Below are 18,301 nucleotides of genomic sequence, written 5' to 3'. Positions count from 1 at the left end.
GGGAACTGACATGAGTGATGATCAAAACAAACGAGTAAATGAACACTCAAAGGACGAACAGCTGGAGCAGTACCGATCTGATAACAGCGGCAAAAAAATGACGACCAATCAGGGGCTTCGCGTGTCTGAGGATGAGCATTCTTTAAAAGCGGGCGTCCGCGGCCCCACGCTGATGGAGGATTTTCATTTTCGTGAAAAAATGACGCACTTTGACCACGAGCGGATTCCGGAACGGGTTGTTCATGCACGCGGGTACGGCGTTCATGGGCATTTTCAGGTGTACGAACCGATGACGGAATATACACGGGCGAAATTTTTGCAGGACCCGTCTGTCAAAACACCTGTTTTCGTCCGTTTCTCAACAGTGGCGGGCTCCAAGGGGTCAGCTGACACCGTCCGTGACGCCAGGGGATTTGCGACGAAGTTTTATACTGAAGAAGGGAACTATGACCTCGTCGGAAACAATATTCCGGTGTTCTTCATTCAGGACGCGATCAAATTCCCGGATCTCGTTCACGCCATAAAACCGGAACCGCACAATGAAATGCCGCAGGCTGCGACGGCTCATGATACGTTCTGGGATTTTGTCGCAAACAATCCTGAATCCGCGCACATGGTCATGTGGACGATGTCTGACCGCGGCATCCCGCGAAGCTATCGGATGATGGAGGGCTTCGGCGTGCATACGTTCCGTTTCGTCAACGAGAAAGGGAAAGCGCGCTTTGTCAAATTCCACTGGAAACCCGTGCTCGGCGTTCATTCCCTCGTATGGGATGAAGCGCAGAAAATTGCCGGGAAAGATCCCGATTTCAACCGCCGCGACCTGTGGGAAACGATTGAAAACGGCGGCAAAGTCGAGTATGAGCTCGGTGTTCAGATGATTGACGAAGAAGATGAATTTAAATTTGATTTCGATATCCTTGATCCGACGAAGCTGTGGCCGGAGGAGTTGGTTCCCGTCAAGCTGATCGGAAAAATGACCCTCGACCGCAATCAGGACAATGTCTTTGCGGAAACGGAACAGGTCGCCTTTCACCCGGGAAATGTCGTGCCGGGCATTGATTTCACCAATGATCCGCTTCTTCAAGGCCGGCTTTTCTCTTATACAGATACACAGCTCATCCGTCTTGGCGGGCCGAATTTTCACGAGATTCCGATCAACCGGCCGGTCTGCCCGTTCCATAACAACCAATACGACGGCTACCACCGGATGACGATTAATAAGGGACCTGTCGCCTATCATAAAAATTCCCTGCAGAACAATGATCCGTCGCCGGCCTCAGAAGAAGAAGGCGGATACGTTCATTACCAGGAAAAAGTAGAAGGCAGAAAAATCCGCCAGCGCAGTGAGAGCTTCAATGACTATTTTTCTCAGGCGAAGATGTTCTGGAACAGCATGTCTCCCGCTGAAAAAGAACATATCATCTCCGCGTTCTGTTTTGAGGTCGGAAAAGTGAACAGCAAGGATGTGCAGCAGCAGGTGGTTGACGTCTTCAGTCACGTCGACGCCGGGCTTGCTGAGCGTGTTGCGAAAGGAATCGGCGTGAACCCGCCGCCGAAGGACCGTGAATCTGATGAAACGTTCACTTCCCCGGCCTTAAGCCAGGAAAACACGGTGAAGACGGCAGCGACAAGGCAGGTTGCGGTTTTAACCGACCACGGGTTTTCTGATGAGAAAGTCAAACAAGTGCTTGACGCATGCAAACAGGCGGGAGTCAGAGCCGATATCATCAGTCCTGTGCTTGGAACCATCAAGGGAGAAAACGGTACGGAGCTGAAAGCGTCAGCCACTTTCCTGACAGCGGATTCTGTCCTGTACGACGCTGTTTTCATTCCGGGCGGAAAACAAAGCACAGACAGCCTCAAAGCCCAAAAATCGGCCAGAGACTTCGTCAACGAAGCTTTCAGCCATTACAAAGCGATCGGCGCCTCCGGTGAAGGAAAAGAACTTCTCGCCCTCGCCGCCGGAACCGAAAGCGGCCCCGGTCTTGTTCCGGACGGAAACCATGAACAATTTCTGAAAGCCGTGGCTGAGCATCGGCATTGGGACAGACACATATAAGAATGAAAAAGCGCCTTTGATGAGAGGGGCGCTTTTTTCTTGTGAAAGAATATTGGGAGAAAACGAAATTGTCCGTGCGAATCCGTACCTTCCGCTGTCCTGGACATTCAGACAACAGTTTTAGAGAGTCAGGGCATGCGCTATTTAAAGCAGGCGGGTTGATGAAATAATATGTTTCACCCTCTTTGGTTTACTTCCGCCCTGTGTTTGTGTATCTTAGGGGTAGATTTTCTGGAGGAGCGATTGATAGTGAAGCCGTTTACCGAAAAACAACTTGAAGAATATTACCGGCGTGACGAAAACATGATGATTTTGGTGTTCGCCCAATGGTGTGTCAATCATGACCTTGATCCGATGGCCATTTACAGCAAGGCTTACCCCGGACAGCCTTTAAACGAAGAGCTGCGAAAAACGGCTGAAGAGCTTGTCGTGCCGAAGGAGGAATCAGAACCGATTCCTGATCAAACCGTCATCGGCGTTTTGGAGATGTTCGGCAACTCCGATTTGGCGGAAGCCGTTTATGAAGCCATTGCACAAAGACCTTCACGGTAAAAGAGGCGTGGATTATCCATGTCTCTTTTTTTCATGGAGAAAATGTGAAAGAAGGCCCAGAAACAATTTGCTGATCTGCGCTGTCTATAGAGTGTAAACCGTTTTCAAAAAGGGAACGGTAATGAAAAGGAGGAGTTGTGATGAAAAAGGCATTCAAAATGATGGCGGCCGTGCTCTTAACAGTGCTGACAGCCGCGCCGTTCGGAGGTTTCGCGCCTTCAGCCGAGGCCGCGCAAACCGCAAAGCCCGTCGTCAAAAGCCAGACGTATAAGCATGTAAAGCAGCTGACCTACCCCGAGGTCACAAATACGGGAAACGCATCTTTTGAAAAGAAAATCAATCAGGACTTCAAACGCTATATTGAAAACTCGTACAAAGAATATGTAAAAAACAAAAAAGACGGTGAAAAACAAGGCTACAAAGCGGAATACCAGGCAGATTTCAAGGTGAAGTATAATCAAGGCGGCAAGCTCAGCATTCAGACGGAAAACTACAGTTACACAGGCGGCGCACACGGGCTGACAGCCGTTCAGACCTTTAATTACGACCTGGCCGCAAAAAAACGGGTCACACTCAATGATGTGCTGAATACAAAAACGAAAGCCAACAAAACGAGAGACTATCTTTACGGCTACATTAAGAAACATAACGATCTGTTTGACCAGGACGTCAAAAAACAAGAGATCATCCTCAATAACGAAAGACCTTTCTTCTTTACGAAAAACGGCATTGCCGTTGTGTTCGGACAATATGATCTCGGACCGTACGCGGCAGGAATCCGGGACGTTTTCGTGCCTGCATCCGTCTATCAATAAAAAAAAGCGATATCACTCCAAAACGGAGCGGTATCGCTTTTTTTCTTTTACCAGACAAACAATCCGACAATCGCCGCGCTCAATAAGGAAACGGCAATTCCGCTGACAAGCAGCTTCCAGACGTTTTTCCCGATGATGGCTGATTTTTCACCATCAAGCAGAGATTGATAAGATCCGTAGATCATACCGATGGTGCTGAAGTTTGCAAATGATGTCAGGAATGTCGTAGCCACGGCAATCGTGTGCGGCGGAAGTGATTTCAGCTGCCCTTTCAGATCGGCCATTGCCACAAATTCATTCGTCGCGAGCTTGATGCCCATCAGCTGTGCGACATACATCGCGTCATGTACGCCTAATCCGAGAAGGAAGGCAAACGGACTGAAGATGTATGAGAAAATCTTTTGAATGGTCAAACCGTGCATGAACAGTCCGAGTACGCCGTTTAACGCAGCCGTTAACGCCACATATCCGATTACCATCGCTAAAATAACAATGACCATGTTCATGCCGACAAGCATACTGTTAGAAATCGTGGAGAAGAAGTCTTTTTTCTCCGCTTTTGAAGGAACGTAAATAATATCATCCTCTTTAGAAACGTCCACGGGATTCAGCATATTGGCGATTAAAAGCGCGTTTAAGCAATTCAGCGGGATGGCTGTAAACACATAAGTGGACGGAACCATCGTCAAGTACGATCCGATGATCGAACCGCTGATGCTGCTCATGCTCATCAGCCCGAATGTCAGAAGCCGATTGTTGCTGACGGCGGCAAGCTGCTGGCGGATGACGGCTAAAGCTTCCGTATTTCCTAAAAACATCATCTGGATGGAGAAAAAGCTCTCCAGCTTCGGCAGACGGGATATTTTAGAAATCAGCCAGCCGATTTTATCAATGAGCCACGGCAGAATACCGAAATACGACAGCATATCAAAGAAGGTCACGACGAAGATAATCGGCAGCAATGCGCTGAAGAAAAAATCAACCGTCGGGTTCGCCATGACAGACGGAAAGGCGAACGCAATCCCTTGACTGGCGCAGGAAATCAGCCATGTAAAGAACGCGCCGATCTTCCCGATGACAAAGCCGCCGACTTTTGTCCCTAACATAAACCAAGTAATCAGAAACTCAAAGACGAGGAGCATGACAATCGGACGCCATTTAATCTTCTTCTTGTTGGGAGAGCATAAGAAAACAACAGCCATGACAACAATGAGACCGACAATGTTCAATAAAAAGTACATGTGAGCAACTCCTATAAGGGTATTATGGAAATAAAAAAAGCTCTTATTCGTCACAAATTCCTGAAAGCCAGAAAGTGTGATAAATAAGAGCCAAAAGAAAAGAATAGACTGACAGCATCATATGCTTTTCACTCGTTCAAATTTATGCAAACTTTCTTGTAGTCTAGTCTTTTACGGCACTAGGTAGAAACAATCAGACCATATTACTGATCATATACAAGAATAACGATATTACATGAGATAGCAGTATTTTATCGTTTCAATTTTTGAAAATCAACCTTTTTAGATATTTTCAAAATAATAAATTTATATTATAAATAAAGAAAATAAAGGATGTTCACAAGTAATTGGATTAAAAAGGTATAAAAAGCCCCCGAAAAACAGTTCCGGTTCATTGTAAAGACGGGATGCAGCTGATAAAATGGATCTGAGGGCACCGCCTTCAAAAGACGGCAGAGAAGGGGTCATTTTCATGATCATTCAGTTCATTCGTTACAGATAATGAGAGGTATAGATAAATAGGTTAAACTTCCAATTTTGCGAGGTTTATTTGTCTATGCCTTTTTCATTTCATCGGAATAACGAATGAATGAGGTGTTTTTATTGACGTCTATAAAAAGAAAACGCGCGGAATTACTGCAATCATGCCAGTCCGTATTCAGGTGTCCGCTATGCAATTCGGCCATGGCGGTCTCACAATACAAAAGCTTGATGTGCGGGCACGGGCATACATTTGATATATCAAAGCAAGGATATGTGAATTTCCTCAATAAATCGGTCAAAACCCGCTATGACAGGCAGCTGTTCGAAGCGAGACGCGCTCTTTTTGACAGCCGGGAATTTTTTGGGCCGGTTCAAAAGGAGATCGCCGCCATCATCAGCCGCATTCAATCTCCGCAAACAACGGCGGCGATATTGGATGCGGGATGCGGAGAAGGCACTCATTTAGCCGCCGTATGCAAATTGCTTCAGCCCGCTTTTTCCGTGACGGGAATCGGCATTGATCTCTCGAAAGAAGGTGTGCTGCATGCCGCAAAGGCCTTCGGGGATCATTTTGTTTTTGCCGTCGCTGATGTGGCGGATGCGCCGTTTGCCGACAGCTGTTTTGATGTCGTGATGTCTGTTTTATCACCTTGGAATTACAAGGAGTGCAGCAGGCTTTTACGAAAGGGCGGCACAGTCATTAAAGCGGTGCCGCGGCGTGATTATTTGAAGGAAGTAAGGGAATTCTTCTTCGGAGACAGTCCTCGGCGGAATGACACCGCCGATTCTGCGGCCGGACGATTCCAAGCGGGCTTTCAAACCTTTGAGCGCAAACGGCTGTGTTACACGAAGACCTTATCGCAGCCTGACCTTGAGCGGCTTGTGAAAATGACGCCCTTAACATGGAAATGTACTGATGAAAGCATCCGGCGGTTTATCAGCCGGAAAGCGGCGGATATTACGATAGATATCGATATTTTAATCGGAACCGGTCCTCTGTAAACAGAAAAGACACGCTGATCGCGTGTCTTTTTTTTATTTCCAGACTTCACCGGCAATGTTGACGACATGGCGCAGTTTCGCCCATTGCTGTTCTTCTGTGATCAGGTTTCCTTCCTCAGTGGAGGCGAATCCGCATTGCGGGCTGAGGCAAAGCTGATCCAGGCTGACATATTGTGAAGCTTCTTCAATCCGGCGTTTAATCGCGTCCTTGTGTTCAAGTTCGCCATGTTTTGATGTAATCAATCCAAGCACAAGCTGAAGATCAGAGCGTTTGACATAGCGGAGCGGTTCAAAGCCGCCGGAGCGGGAATCATCATATTCCAGGAACAATCCGTCAAGGTCAAGCCCGTCAAAAATCGTTTCAGCCGCTGCATCATAGCCGCCTTCAGCCGTCCATGTGGATTGGAAGTTGCCGCGGCAGATATGCATCGTAACCTTCAGATCGTCAGGGCGGTCCTTGATCGCGTCATTAATGGAAGCGGCAAACAGCCTGCGCAGCTCATCCGGCGTTGTGCCGAAATCTTCAATCTGACGAAGCCCCGCTTCCGATAAGAAAACGGCCCATGCGGTGTCATCAAGCTGAAGGTAGCGGCACCCGGCGTCATAGAAAGCTTGAATCGCTTTTTTATACGCCTTTGACACATCGTGCTGAAATTGTTTGTAATCATTCTGGTAGGCCGCTTTTTCCAATTTTCCGCGGAAAAACAGCATATTCGGACTTGGGATGGTCATTTTCGGAACAGCATCGCCGGCAATGCTGTGCAGGAATTTATAATCTTCGAGCATCGGATGCTGAGAAAAATCAATATCTCCCGTTACTTTAATGCCGCGCGCTTTCGTCTGTACGTTGTGAAACTGAATGCCGCTTTCAGGCGTAAATGCCTCAACCCCGTCTAAATTTTCGAGAAAATCAAAATGCCACCAGGCACGGCGGAATTCGCCGTCAGTCACGACATTGAGGCCGGTTTCTTTCTGCTTTTCCACGCTGCGGATGATTTCTCTGTTTTCGATTTCGCGCAGCTGTTCTGCTGAAATCTCACCTGCCGCTCTTTGCAGGCGGGCTTGCTTCACAGCCGCCGGCCGCAGCAGGCTTCCGACCTGATCCGCGCGAAACGGCGGGTTTTTTCTTAGAAGAGTATGCAATGGTTGTTCTGTGTTTTGCTGTGACATGAATGATTCCTTCTTTCCTGATGAAATATAAAAAAACTCTTCCCTCGGATAGGGAAGAGCTTGCGTCCGCAAATCTCAACCTTATCTTCAGGATTTAGCACCATTCTGCTGAACAGCGGTTGCCGGGTATCATAGGGCCAGTCCCTCCACCTCTCTTGATAAGGAAATATGCTATTTTTCAGAATAAACTGTAATACTCTTAATCTTAGTATGTTTTCTCATATTGTCAATATATTTCGATAAATATTTTTATTTGTCACCCTCAAATAGAATCATATCTATCACGATGGCGATCGCAAGACAAAGAGCAATATCCTCTTCCTTTTCAATCTGCAAATGATAGGAATCGCCCCAGCTCATCCATGATTTGGTGACGGTCATCCGGTTTGATTTTCCGTCTGTCACTTGAAAATTCCGGCCCCACACATCGCCGGTAAGATCCCAGCCGAGTCCGGAAATTTCAAATTTCGGTTTGAAAAACGTGACTTTCTTGATGACTTGGCAGACGGGTTTGCCGCTGACGGAAATCTCGTAACGGGGAACGAGCGACATCAGTTTCTGATTGACGCTGGCGAGCGTGCGGCCGTCCAAATCAGTCAGCTTCAGTTCATCACCGAATGAAAACAGCTTTCCTTCAACATTGTAGACTTCTTTTCCGCTTTCAAGAAACACTTGAAAACGATTCTTAAACGTAAACATTCGCTCTTTGATGTAAAAATGGTACATAAAAAAACTCCTTTTTTATGTTGTACGAAAAAAGGAGGCGGAAGGTTTCATATCGGCCGGGTGCATAAAAAAAGGCTGCCGATTTTGCGGCAGCTGTCGTTTTTATGATAGCGGCATCCGGCGTTTTTGACGGATCGCATTTAAGTCAATGATGTTATTCGTGTCGGCAGCTGTCACCAGCGGGCTTGTCTTTGGCGTTTTCCGGCGGTTGTCCTTACTGAAAGAGAAAACAAGATACCCTGTCAAAGCAGCGAAAATAAGTAGCATCATTTTACATACCTCCCAAAAAAAGTTTTGGTATTATTATTGTACGAAAAAACAAACGAAAAGTATTCAAACAATTGTCACTTTTTTAAAAAATAACGTCATTTTCCGTAAAAATGACTATGGGTTGAAGAAATTTTTCTCTTGTTGTGATTCTATAGATTGTATCGGATGATGAATGATGAACGTTTATATAACTTTTTCACTATTTTTTGTAAGTGTCTAATTAACTACTTCAGTGTTTTCGTTTGCCTTGTGTTATTCAGTACCCTAAAAAACCGTATGATATGCAAAATAACTGCTTCTAACAGATGGCTGCGAGTTGACAGCGCTTTCTTTATTTTTTTAACGAAAACGAGATGTTATCTTAAAAAAATCGTTTGAACATTTTCCGCAGTTTTTTAAAAGGATTTGATTTCGTCTCCAGAACACGCGGGTCTTTTAAGGTTTTTTTCAATTCTTTCGCTACAGTCCCTCTTGCCATAGTCTTCACTCCTTCTTTCCATTTCATACCTTATATACGGAAAGAAAGAAGGAAAGGTTTCATGTGAAAGAAAAAAACCAAAGCAGGGGGCTTTGGTTTTAAGCGCGCTCTTCAAAGAGCCTGGCGATTTCAACAATGACGTTTACCGCCTTTTCCATATGATCGACGGAAATGTATTCATATTTTCCGTGGAAGTTTTGGCCGCCCGTGAAAATGTTCGGTGTCGGCAGTCCCATGTAAGAGAGCTGTGAGCCGTCGGTTCCGCCCCGGATCGGTTCGATAATCGGTTCGATGTCGAGGTTTTTCATGGCTTGATACGCGACATCGACTATCTCTTTGACCGGTTCGATTTTTTCTCTCATGTTGTAATATTGATCACGCAGTTCAAGCTTGATGCTTTCCTTGCCGTATTTGGCCGCTAGCGCATCGGCGGTTTTCTGCATATATTCTTTTCGTTCTGCAAAGCGGTCTCTGTCAAAGTCTCTGATGATGTACGACAGGGCGGCTTCAGAAACGTCTCCGTCCATGGAAAGTAAATGATAGAAGCCTTCATACCCTTCCGTATATTCCGGCGCTTCTTCTTTCGGCAGCGCGTGATGAAATTCCATCGCGATTTTTGAAGCGTTGACCATTTTGTTTTTCGCCGTCCCCGGGTGGACGCTTTTTCCGTAACAAGTAAGCTTTGCGGCGGCTGCGTTAAAGCTTTCATATTGCAGTTCGCCGAGGGGGCCTCCGTCTATCGTGTAGGCGAACGCGGCGTTGAAGCGGCCGACATCGAATTTGTGAGGGCCTCTGCCGATTTCTTCATCAGGCGTGAACGCGACCCGGATCGTTCCGTGCTTGATGTCCGGATGTTTGATCAAGTACGCCATTGCCGTCATGATTTCGGCAATGCCCGCTTTGTTGTCGGCTCCGAGCAGCGTCGTGCCGTCTGTTGTAATCAGCGTCTGGCCTTTATAGCGGGAAAGCTCCGGGAATTGCTCAGGCGACAGGACGACATTGAGTTTGTCATTCAGAACGATATCATGACCGTCGTAGCTTTCAATAATCTGAGGATTCACATTTTTTCCGGTAAAATCGGTCGCGGTGTCCACGTGAGCCAGAAAACCGACAGTCGGCACGTCTTTATCCGTATTCGCCGGCAGAGTCGCCATGACGTACCCGTTGTCATCGACTGTGATTTCTGTCATGCCGATCGACTTTAATTCATCTGCCAGCATGTTGGCCAATGTCAGCTGGCCGGGGGTTGAAGGGCAGTTTTCATTGTTTTCGTCAGACTGTGTATCGACTTTTACGTAAGAGGTAAAGCGTTCAATGATTTCATTTTTCATACCGTCATCTCCTTTGTCTTATCTTACCATGCGCGGGGGAGGGATTTCTATTTCACAACCCGTTTGAATCGAGGGCTCTGTTTTTTACGCGAATGAAAATAAATTATGAAGAAACGATGACTAAACGATTAAACTTTTTGGAAATGGATGATTGAGGAAGAAAAAACCGATATAATATGGTCAATTCATTCAATAGGGGAGGCTTTCTTCATGGCGATTTTAGTGACAGGCGGAGCGGGTTATATCGGCAGCCACACATGTGTCGAGCTGTTAAACGGCGGCTATGACATCGTGGTTCTGGATAATCTGTCAAACAGTTCACCGGAAGCATTGGAGCGTGTGAAAGACATTACCGGAAAAGGGCTTGTGTTTTATGAAGCGGATCTCCTTGACCGTGACGCCGTTCACCGTGTGTTTGTTGAAAATGAGATTGAAGCCGTCATTCATTTTGCGGGATTAAAAGCCGTCGGTGAGTCTGTGGCTGTTCCGCTCCGTTATTATCATAATAATCTGACGGGAACGTTTATTTTATGTGAAGCCATGCAGGCACACGGTGTGAAAAAAATCGTCTTCAGTTCTTCAGCGACGGTTTACGGCGTTCCGGAAACAACGCCGATCACTGAGGATTTTCCTTTAAGCGCCACCAATCCTTACGGGCAGACAAAGCTGATGCTGGAACAGATTTTACGCGATCTGCATAATGCGGACTCTGAATGGAGCATTGCGCTGCTCCGCTACTTTAATCCGTTCGGCGCGCACCCGAGCGGCCGGATCGGAGAAGACCCGAACGGCATCCCGAATAATTTAATGCCGTACGTCGCACAAGTCGCTGTCGGCAAGCTTGAGCGATTGCAGGTGTTCGGCAATGATTATCCGACAAAGGACGGCACCGGCGTGCGGGATTACATCCATGTCGTTGACCTTGCCGAGGGCCATGTCAGAGCGCTCGAAAAGGTGCTGAACACAACGGGCGCCGACGCCTATAATCTCGGCACGGGAAGAGGCTACAGCGTTCTGGAGATGGTCAAGGCGTTTGAAAAAGTATCGGGAAAAGAAGTGCCGTACCGTTTTGCAGACCGGCGCCCGGGAGACATCGCCGCATGCTTCGCAGACCCGGCAAAAGCGAAGGCTGAATTAGGCTGGGAAGCAAAGCGCGGGCTTGAAGAAATGTGCGCCGACTCTTGGAAGTGGCAGTCCTCCAATGTGAACGGGTACCAAAAGGCGTAAAAAGAAAGAGACCTTCAAATGATGAAGGTCTCTTTTGTTATGATGATTATTTAATTTTCACTTCAACATCGTTGCTGAACTTTAATTTCCAAGTGCCTTTAGAGTATGCGTCTTTATCAACTTCAAAAGCTTTTACGTCAGTCACTTTAATGTTCGGGTTCAAGTCACTTAAAATTTTACTGTTGTCTACTTTTGTTTCTGTTGCATAGCTTGAAGAAGCATCAATATCTGAATCATAAGATGTTCCTTTAGAATCTACTAATTTCGCTCTTGGAATGGAGAAAGAGCTTAACGGCTTGTTTGAAACATTTTTAACCGTGTATTGAACAGCTACGATAACGCCGCCGTCAGACGCTTTTTTCTCGACAAATTGAGAGCCTACTGAATCCCTTTTTTCCACTTTGGTAACAGTAACTTCAGTTTTCTCAGTCTTAACAGTGTCACCGATGTTATACAGTTTTTCTTTAGATTCCGCAGCTTTTGAAGACGCAGTTTTAGATGATGAAGAATCGCCTCCGCCGCCGATGTTTACGAGAATGATAATAACCACCACTGCCAGAAGCAATGTGATGATTTTATGTCTCATGAAAAAGTTTCTCTGATCTTTACCGCAGTTTGGGCATTTTTTAACGCCTTTAGCGATTTCTTTGCCGCATGCCTTACAAGACACCAGGTTGCCTGCCATAATATTTCCTCCTATGTAAACTATTTCTTAAAAACTACATACTATAATGCCTGTAAAATAACCTATAGTCAATAATATTTTGAAAAAAAAGTATTTTAATGATTTTTTAGTCATGTATTTTAAGGTCCTTTTTAGTATCGGCAGATCGTTCGCATTTTCCATAGGTTTATTGAAAAAAGAGTGGTTGAACATGTTCGTGATTTCCCGTATAATCTTGAAAGATAATATAAAAACTGAACATAAAAAACAGTGGTTTTCTAGGGTTCCGCAATCTGAATTGGTCTGGACCGAGAGAAAACACACAGCAGGTTCCTGCTGTGACACGTTGGGATAAAAGCCCGGGAGTTTCTGCTCTTTTAATGAAGAGTGCTCTCCCGGGCTTTTTTGATTTTATAAAAAAGGGAGTGTCTGGGATGAAAAAGAGATTGCTGGATGTGCTGATGCTGATTATTGGAGCTTTTATCTTTGCTTTGGCCGTTAATTTATTCGCCATTCCGAATGATCTTGGAGAGGGCGGGGTAACGGGAATCACCCTGATCTTGTACTATGTGTTTGAATGGTCGCCCGGGGTGACGAATATCATTTTGAATGGGATCTTATTGATAATCGGATATAAATTTTTAGACGGAAAAACAACGCTTTATACGATCATTACCGTTGTCGCCAACTCACTGTTTCTGCATCTGACGCATGATTGGCACTCGCCTTCACATGAACTCATTATTAATACTATTTTTGCGGGTGTGTTTGCCGGTGTCGGAATCGGGATCATTATTCGAGTCGGAGGCACGACTGCGGGTTCTGCCATTTTGGCGAGGATTGCGAACAAATATCTCGATTGGAATATCAGCTATGCGCTTTTGTTCTTTGATCTGATTGTCGTCTTCAGTTCTTATTTCATCATCGGTGCGGAAAAAATGATGTTTACCATTGTTATGCTGTACATCGGAACGAAGGTGATGGACTTTATCATTGAAGGCCTGAATACGAAAAAAGCGGTGACGATTATATCTGAGCATAAGCACGAAATCGCCGAACAGGTCAACACGCTGATGGACAGAGGGGTTACGCTGCTGTCGGGTAAAGGAAATTACACGGGGCAGTCGAAGGAAATTTTATATATCGTCATCCAGAAACAAGAGCTTTCCATGCTCAAAAAAATCATTAAAAGCTGTGATACAAAAGCGTTTGTCATTGTTCATGATGTGCGTGATGTCTTTGGTGAAGGCTTCGTCGATATCTCTAAATAAAAAGGATCCCTCTGCCGGCGCGGAGGGTTTTTTCTTATGCCGGCAGAAGCGGTTATGATTCGTTTCCCGGGAAATAGCCTGAAAGCTGTTTCTTAAAACGAAGTGGATACAATCGGCTGGACGTTTTATACTGAAAATATGATAGAGCGATAGAAAGGAGCGCATATGAACCCGTTATTGGCAATTTACCCGAGGGCTGTGTTGTCTGATACGTGCTGTACGGCGGAGGATGTCTTTTGCTTTTATGATGAGAAAAGGCGGGTCTATGTCGCCATTCCGAAGGAGGATATTGCCCCGAAGGAGAAACTGCTTCTGGAATCATTTTTGACGCCCGCTGAAGAAAAAGGCGTTTTTTTTCCGGAGACGGCGGCAGCAAAGAGGTGGCGGCGTTTTCTGCTGGAAGAAGGTCCGGTGCCTGATGTCAAGGAGCCGCGTGTCCGTTTTATCCATTATGACTTATTGGGAGAACGGGACTGGGGGGCATTTACGGAAGCGCTGCGCCATTTCTGGCCGGTTTCATATACAGTTGTCCGGACGGGGAGGGATCATGGCGTAATTGTGGAGGAAGAAAAGCTGGAAGCGCCAGATTCGGATGACATCGCATCTTTTGTGAAGATTCTCGAAGGCGATTTTTATTTCAGTGCCCGTTTTTTCGTCGGAAGGTATTACTGCAAGGGGGAACGTCTGCGCCTTCATTATCAGAGAGAACAGCAATATTGTCAGATCGGCCGGCGTCATCTCCCGCAGCTGAGCACGCTGACCGCGGAAAGGGTATTTCCGGCCATGCTCACGGAGGAAAGCAGAGAAAAGCTCTCAGCCTTGCTTCACGAAGAAGCGGCGCTGCTGTTTCAGAAAGAACCGGAGCTGAAGCATACGATTCAGACTTTTATTGAACATAACTCGAACATGTCGCTCACATCGAAAAAACTGCATTTGCACCGCAACAGTCTTCAATATCGGATTGATAAATTTGCGGAACGCTCAGGTATTGATATTAAGACATATCGGGGCGCCCTGCTGGCTTATTTCATTTGTCTGCAATATGAAAAATCACATTAAATGGGAAATGTGCACGAAGGCAGCGGACTTTTTTTATGAACATTGCCTATATCCGCCGCCGTCTGACGCTGTTACAATCCTATTTAAGAAAGCGTTTACAAATAAAGGGGGATATACATGGCGGAACTTCGGCTCGAGCATATTTATAAGTATTACGATCAAAAAGAAGCGGCTGTCGATGATTTTAACCTTCATATTAAAGATAAAGAGTTTATCGTGTTTGTCGGTCCGTCGGGGTGCGGCAAGTCGACAACTTTGCGGATGGTAGCCGGGCTGGAAGACATTACGAAGGGCGATTTCTATATCGGTGACACGAGAGTGAATGACATCGCTCCTAAAGACAGGGATATCGCCATGGTGTTTCAAAACTATGCGTTATATCCGCACATGACGGTCTATGATAATATCGCTTTCGGTCTGAAGCTGAGGAAAATGCCGAAACCGGAGATTAAAAAACGGGTCGAAGAAGCGGCGAAAATGCTGGGGCTCACAGAGTATCTGCACCGCAAACCGAAGGCGCTCTCCGGCGGGCAGCGGCAGCGGGTTGCATTAGGCCGGGCGATTGTCAGGGACGCCAAAGTGTTTTTAATGGATGAGCCGCTGTCAAATCTGGACGCAAAGCTTCGGGTGCAGATGCGGGCAGAAATTATTAAGCTCCATCAAAGGCTGCAAACAACCACAATCTATGTGACGCACGACCAAACAGAAGCACTGACGATGGCGACACGCATCGTAGTCATGAAGGACGGAAAAATTCAGCAGATCGGCACCCCGAAAGAAGTGTATGAACATCCCGAAAACGTATTTGTCGGCGGGTTTATCGGCTCTCCGGCGATGAACTTTTTCAAAGGAAAGCTGACGGACGGCGCCATTCAGATCGGTTCAGCCGCTCTCAGCGTGCCGGAAGGGAAAATGAAAATGCTCCGGGAAAAAGGGTATGCCGGCAAAGATATCATCTTCGGCATCCGCCCGGAAGACATACATGACGAGCTGATTGTAGTAGAATCCTATAAGAATTCATCCATCACAGCTAAAATCAATGTCGCGGAATTGCTCGGGTCAGAAATTATGGTTTATTCCCGGATCGGGGATCAGGATTTTATCGCCCGGATTGACGCCCGCCATGACATTCGTGCCGGTGAGGAATTGACCGTCGCTTTCGACATGAATAAGGCTCACTTTTTTGACAGTGAAACAGAAATCAGAATCCGCTCATAATGCAAAGCCGGACAGCTGGATGTCCGGCTTTTTTGATGTAACAATTTATGACGCATAACCGATATAAAAAGTAAATAGAAGACAGAAAGCAGGAAAACGATGAAACGCATGATCATGTGCATGTGCCTTTTGGCTGCCGTGTTTACGCTTGCCGCCTGCTCGGGCCATGAGGCAAGCGCCGAACAAAGCATTCCGAAGGCAGAAGCGCACAGCGAAAAAAAGTCCGTAAAGCGGCAAATCAAAAAAGAGCCGGATACGTCCGCCTGGGTTCAAACGAAAGGAACGGCAAGACTGCCGATTCTGATGTATCACAGCATTTCAGAGGGAAACAGCCTGCGTGTGCCGAAGGAAGAATTCCGGCAGCATATGAAGTGGCTTCATGATCACGGTTATTATACGATGACTCCTGAAGAAGCCTATCTGATGCTGACGGAGGATAAGGAGCCGCGTGAAAAATGTGTTCTGATCACATTTGATGACGGCTATACCGACAATGTGAAAGCGGCCTATCCCATTTTAAAGAAATACAAGATGAAAGCGACAATCTTTATGATCGGAAACTTTATCGGGCATAAGAATCATCTGACTGAGAAGCAGATGAAGGAGATGGCCGCCCACGGCATTTCCATTCAGAGCCATACGATGAACCATCTCGAATTGAACGGGCTCACACCGCAGCAGCAGCGACGTGAAATGAAGGACTCTAAGCGTTTATTTGATCAAATGTTCGGGCAGCGGACGTCTATGATCAGCTACCCTGTCGGACGATATAATAAGGAAACATTAAAAGCCGCCTCCTCGTCAGGCTACCGTATGGCGGTCACGACGGAGCCGGGAGCGGCGTCAAGAGATCAGGGGCTTTACGGGCTTCACCGCGTCCGTGTGTCGCCGGGCATGTCCGGCGCGGCATTCGGCTCTTATATTCAAAATGTGATGAAATAACAGAGCCTCCGCATATGCGGAGGCTTTTTTCAGTTTAATAGAATTGATGAAGCAGCAGAAGAGTGACGCTCACGGTAATCGCTCCGCCGATTCTGGTCGACACTTGGGCGAACGGCATAAGCTCAAGCCGTTCAGCGGCGCTCAAGATCGCGACGTCGCCGGTGCCGCCCTGGCCGGAATGGCAGGCATTAATAACCGCCGTCTCAATCGGGTACAGATTCAGCCATTTTCCGGTCAGAAAACCGACGGCCATCATCGTGACGACGATTGATAAAATGGTAATGATGTTGCTGATCGTAAACGCCGCAATCAGCTTGTCCCACGGTGTCATTGAAACGCCGATCGCAAATAAGAGCGGATAGGTCACGGCTGTCGAGAAAAAGCGCGAGACGCCGAAGGCTCCGTTTTCAATCGAAGCCGGCGCCAGCCTGAACAGCTTAATGAGAACGGCAAGGACGAGCATCACGACAGGAGCCGGAAGCTGAAAGAAATCATGCGCCAGCATGCCGACCAAATAGAGGGAAACCGCTAAAATACCGCCCGAAGCGAAAAAGGACAAATCAAACGTTTTATCATCGGCCGGCTGTTCCAATGCGGGAGCGGAATGATCAGACTTATCAACCTTCCCGTTGCCCGTCCATTCCGGTTTGCGTTTCCCGATGACATTCAGCAAACCCGATAACATAATAGCGCACAGGCTGCCGAGCATGATGGACGGCAGCACAAGCGCAAAGGCGTCTCCCTGGGACATCGGCATAATATCGGAGTAGCCGATGGATAAAGGAATCGCGCCTTCACCGACACCCCCCGCCATAATCGGAACGACGATATAAAGCAGCGTGTGCTGAAAGCCGAGCCCGAGCAGCGTCCCGACGCATAAGCCGACGGTGGCGGCCGCGATCGAGCCGGCGATCAGCGGAATAAAAATCTTAACGAAAGCTTTGACGAGCGTCTCTCTTTTCATCCCGAGAATACTGCCGACGACGATACCGGCAATAAATAGATAGAGAAAGTTGGAGCTTTCCGTGAATTCTGTTGTTGAAGTAATAATGTCTTTCGGAAGCAGGTGGTAGTAGACGACAGCGGATGGAATAAAGGTTGCGAGAATCGCAGGGCCGCCGATGGACCGCACGATCGGAATGGATTTTCCGATCTGGCCGAAGGTAAATCCGAAAAAACTCATGACGGCAATTGATGTCAGAATGTCGCTTTTTACATCACGGCTCATGACAAACACCGTAATAAGCAAGAAAAGCAGGATATAGATAGGAAGAGGAATAATGCCGATTCTTATATTCATTGCTCTGGCAAACCAGTTATCAGTCCGTTCCTGTTTTTGGATTGAATCCGTTTGCAATTTTGGTTGAAGTTCTCCCATGCTTGTTCCCCCAGTCGTTATGTAGTGAAAAAATATCCCCATTTAAAGTATACTAAAAAATTTAAATTGTTCATATATTATGAATTTACTAGAGGACATGCTTTCTTCACATTTTCTTTCTCAAAATGGCGATTTGGCGGGCTTTTTCGACGAGAAAAGCATTTTGTTCGCCACACGAATAAAAAAGAGGTACGATATCAAAGGGACAAATATCCTAGGTGCTGACATAAAATCTCTACAAATCCGACAATAATCAGTCACAATTTCAGCCTGATTTTAGGTATATTGATCTTTTTTTTTAGGCTGAATCGTTGTAAAGTAATGATATTGAATCATTTCTATGACAGCCGCTGACCCCCAGGGTGTACAGGCTGATATTTCAATAGTTTTGACGAATTTGTGAAACATTGAG

16 protein-coding genes and 3 riboswitches are annotated in these 18,301 nt (G+C 46.5%); of the genes, 9 read left to right on the top strand and 7 right to left on the bottom strand.

The window, feature by feature from the left end:
* Nucleotides 1-10: 10 nt before the first annotated feature.
* The 3 genes from VP472_RS19055 (at nt 11) to VP472_RS19045 (ending at nt 3,429) form a co-directional block, all read left to right on the top strand.
* Nucleotides 11-2,062, top strand: a complete 2,052-nt coding sequence (locus tag VP472_RS19055; RefSeq protein WP_146275833.1) for a catalase — start codon at nt 11-13, stop codon at nt 2,060-2,062.
* A 303-nt stretch (nt 2,063-2,365) separates the two neighbouring features.
* On the top strand, nt 2,366-2,614 hold the full coding sequence (locus VP472_RS19050; protein WP_046341506.1) for a hypothetical protein: 249 nt from the start codon (nt 2,366-2,368) through the stop codon (nt 2,612-2,614).
* 140 nt (nt 2,615-2,754) lie between these two features.
* Nucleotides 2,755-3,429, top strand: a complete 675-nt coding sequence (locus VP472_RS19045; protein ID WP_003150773.1) for a DUF3298 and DUF4163 domain-containing protein — start codon at nt 2,755-2,757, stop codon at nt 3,427-3,429.
* 47 nt (nt 3,430-3,476) lie between these two features.
* Here the strand turns inward: VP472_RS19045 and VP472_RS19040 are convergent, their stop codons facing one another.
* The gene (locus VP472_RS19040; RefSeq protein WP_003150774.1) at nt 3,477-4,670 is read right to left on the bottom strand and encodes a NupC/NupG family nucleoside CNT transporter; all 1,194 of its coding nucleotides are present in this window, start codon (nt 4,668-4,670) and stop codon (nt 3,477-3,479) included.
* Between the two features lie 139 nt (nt 4,671-4,809).
* Nucleotides 4,810-4,910, bottom strand: a riboswitch (purine riboswitch).
* 363 nt (nt 4,911-5,273) lie between these two features.
* On the opposite strand from VP472_RS19040, the gene VP472_RS19035 reads away from it, so the two are divergent.
* Nucleotides 5,274-6,155: a methyltransferase domain-containing protein gene (locus VP472_RS19035; protein ID WP_146275830.1), complete on the top strand. Its 882-nt coding sequence runs from the start codon at nt 5,274-5,276 to the stop codon at nt 6,153-6,155.
* A 33-nt stretch (nt 6,156-6,188) separates the two neighbouring features.
* On the opposite strand, the gene VP472_RS19030 is transcribed toward VP472_RS19035, so the two are convergent.
* The 4 genes from VP472_RS19030 to pepT form a co-directional block, all read right to left on the bottom strand.
* Complete coding sequence (locus VP472_RS19030) at nt 6,189-7,325, bottom strand: 5-methyltetrahydropteroyltriglutamate--homocysteine S-methyltransferase (protein WP_146275828.1); 1,137 nt, start codon at nt 7,323-7,325, stop codon at nt 6,189-6,191.
* Nucleotides 7,326-7,403: 78 nt separating this feature from the next.
* A riboswitch (SAM riboswitch) is annotated at nt 7,404-7,490 on the bottom strand.
* Between the two features lie 84 nt (nt 7,491-7,574).
* Nucleotides 7,575-8,051 (bottom strand): LURP-one-related/scramblase family protein, encoded by a 477-nt coding sequence (locus tag VP472_RS19025; RefSeq protein ID WP_044052789.1) that lies wholly within the window; start codon nt 8,049-8,051, stop codon nt 7,575-7,577.
* Between the two features lie 102 nt (nt 8,052-8,153).
* Nucleotides 8,154-8,321, bottom strand: coding sequence for a hypothetical protein (locus VP472_RS19020; protein WP_003150808.1), 168 nt, complete (start codon nt 8,319-8,321; stop codon nt 8,154-8,156).
* A 576-nt stretch (nt 8,322-8,897) separates the two neighbouring features.
* A complete protein-coding gene (gene pepT, locus VP472_RS19015; RefSeq protein ID WP_003150810.1) occupies nt 8,898-10,130 on the bottom strand; it encodes a peptidase T in 1,233 nt (410 codons plus the stop codon).
* Nucleotides 10,131-10,340: 210 nt separating this feature from the next.
* On the opposite strand from pepT, the gene galE reads away from it, so the two are divergent.
* Entirely contained in the window at nt 10,341-11,357 is a 1,017-nt protein-coding gene (gene galE / locus VP472_RS19010; RefSeq protein ID WP_146275826.1) for a UDP-glucose 4-epimerase GalE, read from the top strand.
* 46 nt (nt 11,358-11,403) lie between these two features.
* On the opposite strand, the gene VP472_RS19005 is transcribed toward galE, so the two are convergent.
* On the bottom strand, nt 11,404-11,943 hold the full coding sequence (locus VP472_RS19005) for a DUF4352 domain-containing protein (RefSeq protein ID WP_146277428.1): 540 nt from the start codon (nt 11,941-11,943) through the stop codon (nt 11,404-11,406).
* A 345-nt stretch (nt 11,944-12,288) separates the two neighbouring features.
* A riboswitch (guanidine-I (ykkC/yxkD leader) is annotated at nt 12,289-12,389 on the top strand.
* A gap of 66 nt (nt 12,390-12,455) precedes the next feature.
* On the opposite strand from VP472_RS19005, the gene VP472_RS19000 reads away from it, so the two are divergent.
* From VP472_RS19000 to VP472_RS18985, 4 genes are all read left to right on the top strand, one after another.
* Nucleotides 12,456-13,292: a YitT family protein gene (locus VP472_RS19000; protein ID WP_003150818.1), complete on the top strand. Its 837-nt coding sequence runs from the start codon at nt 12,456-12,458 to the stop codon at nt 13,290-13,292.
* Between the two features lie 165 nt (nt 13,293-13,457).
* Nucleotides 13,458-14,351: a PucR family transcriptional regulator gene (locus VP472_RS18995; protein ID WP_146275824.1), complete on the top strand. Its 894-nt coding sequence runs from the start codon at nt 13,458-13,460 to the stop codon at nt 14,349-14,351.
* A 117-nt stretch (nt 14,352-14,468) separates the two neighbouring features.
* On the top strand, nt 14,469-15,569 hold the full coding sequence (locus VP472_RS18990; RefSeq protein ID WP_014306096.1) for an ABC transporter ATP-binding protein: 1,101 nt from the start codon (nt 14,469-14,471) through the stop codon (nt 15,567-15,569).
* A gap of 99 nt (nt 15,570-15,668) precedes the next feature.
* Nucleotides 15,669-16,511, top strand: a complete 843-nt coding sequence (locus VP472_RS18985) for a polysaccharide deacetylase family protein (RefSeq protein ID WP_146275822.1) — start codon at nt 15,669-15,671, stop codon at nt 16,509-16,511.
* Between the two features lie 34 nt (nt 16,512-16,545).
* Here the strand turns inward: VP472_RS18985 and VP472_RS18980 are convergent, their stop codons facing one another.
* Entirely contained in the window at nt 16,546-17,889 is a 1,344-nt protein-coding gene (locus VP472_RS18980; protein WP_109955207.1) for a citrate/malate transporter CimH, read from the bottom strand.
* Nucleotides 17,890-18,301 lie beyond the last annotated feature (412 nt).

The sequence above is a fragment of the Bacillus sp. MT(2024) genome, assembly GCF_036362845.1.
GTDB lineage: Bacteria > Bacillota > Bacilli > Bacillales > Bacillaceae > Bacillus > Bacillus velezensis.
The sequence above is the reverse complement of the archived record's forward strand: the minus strand, read 5'-3'. Positions and strand labels throughout refer to the sequence as shown.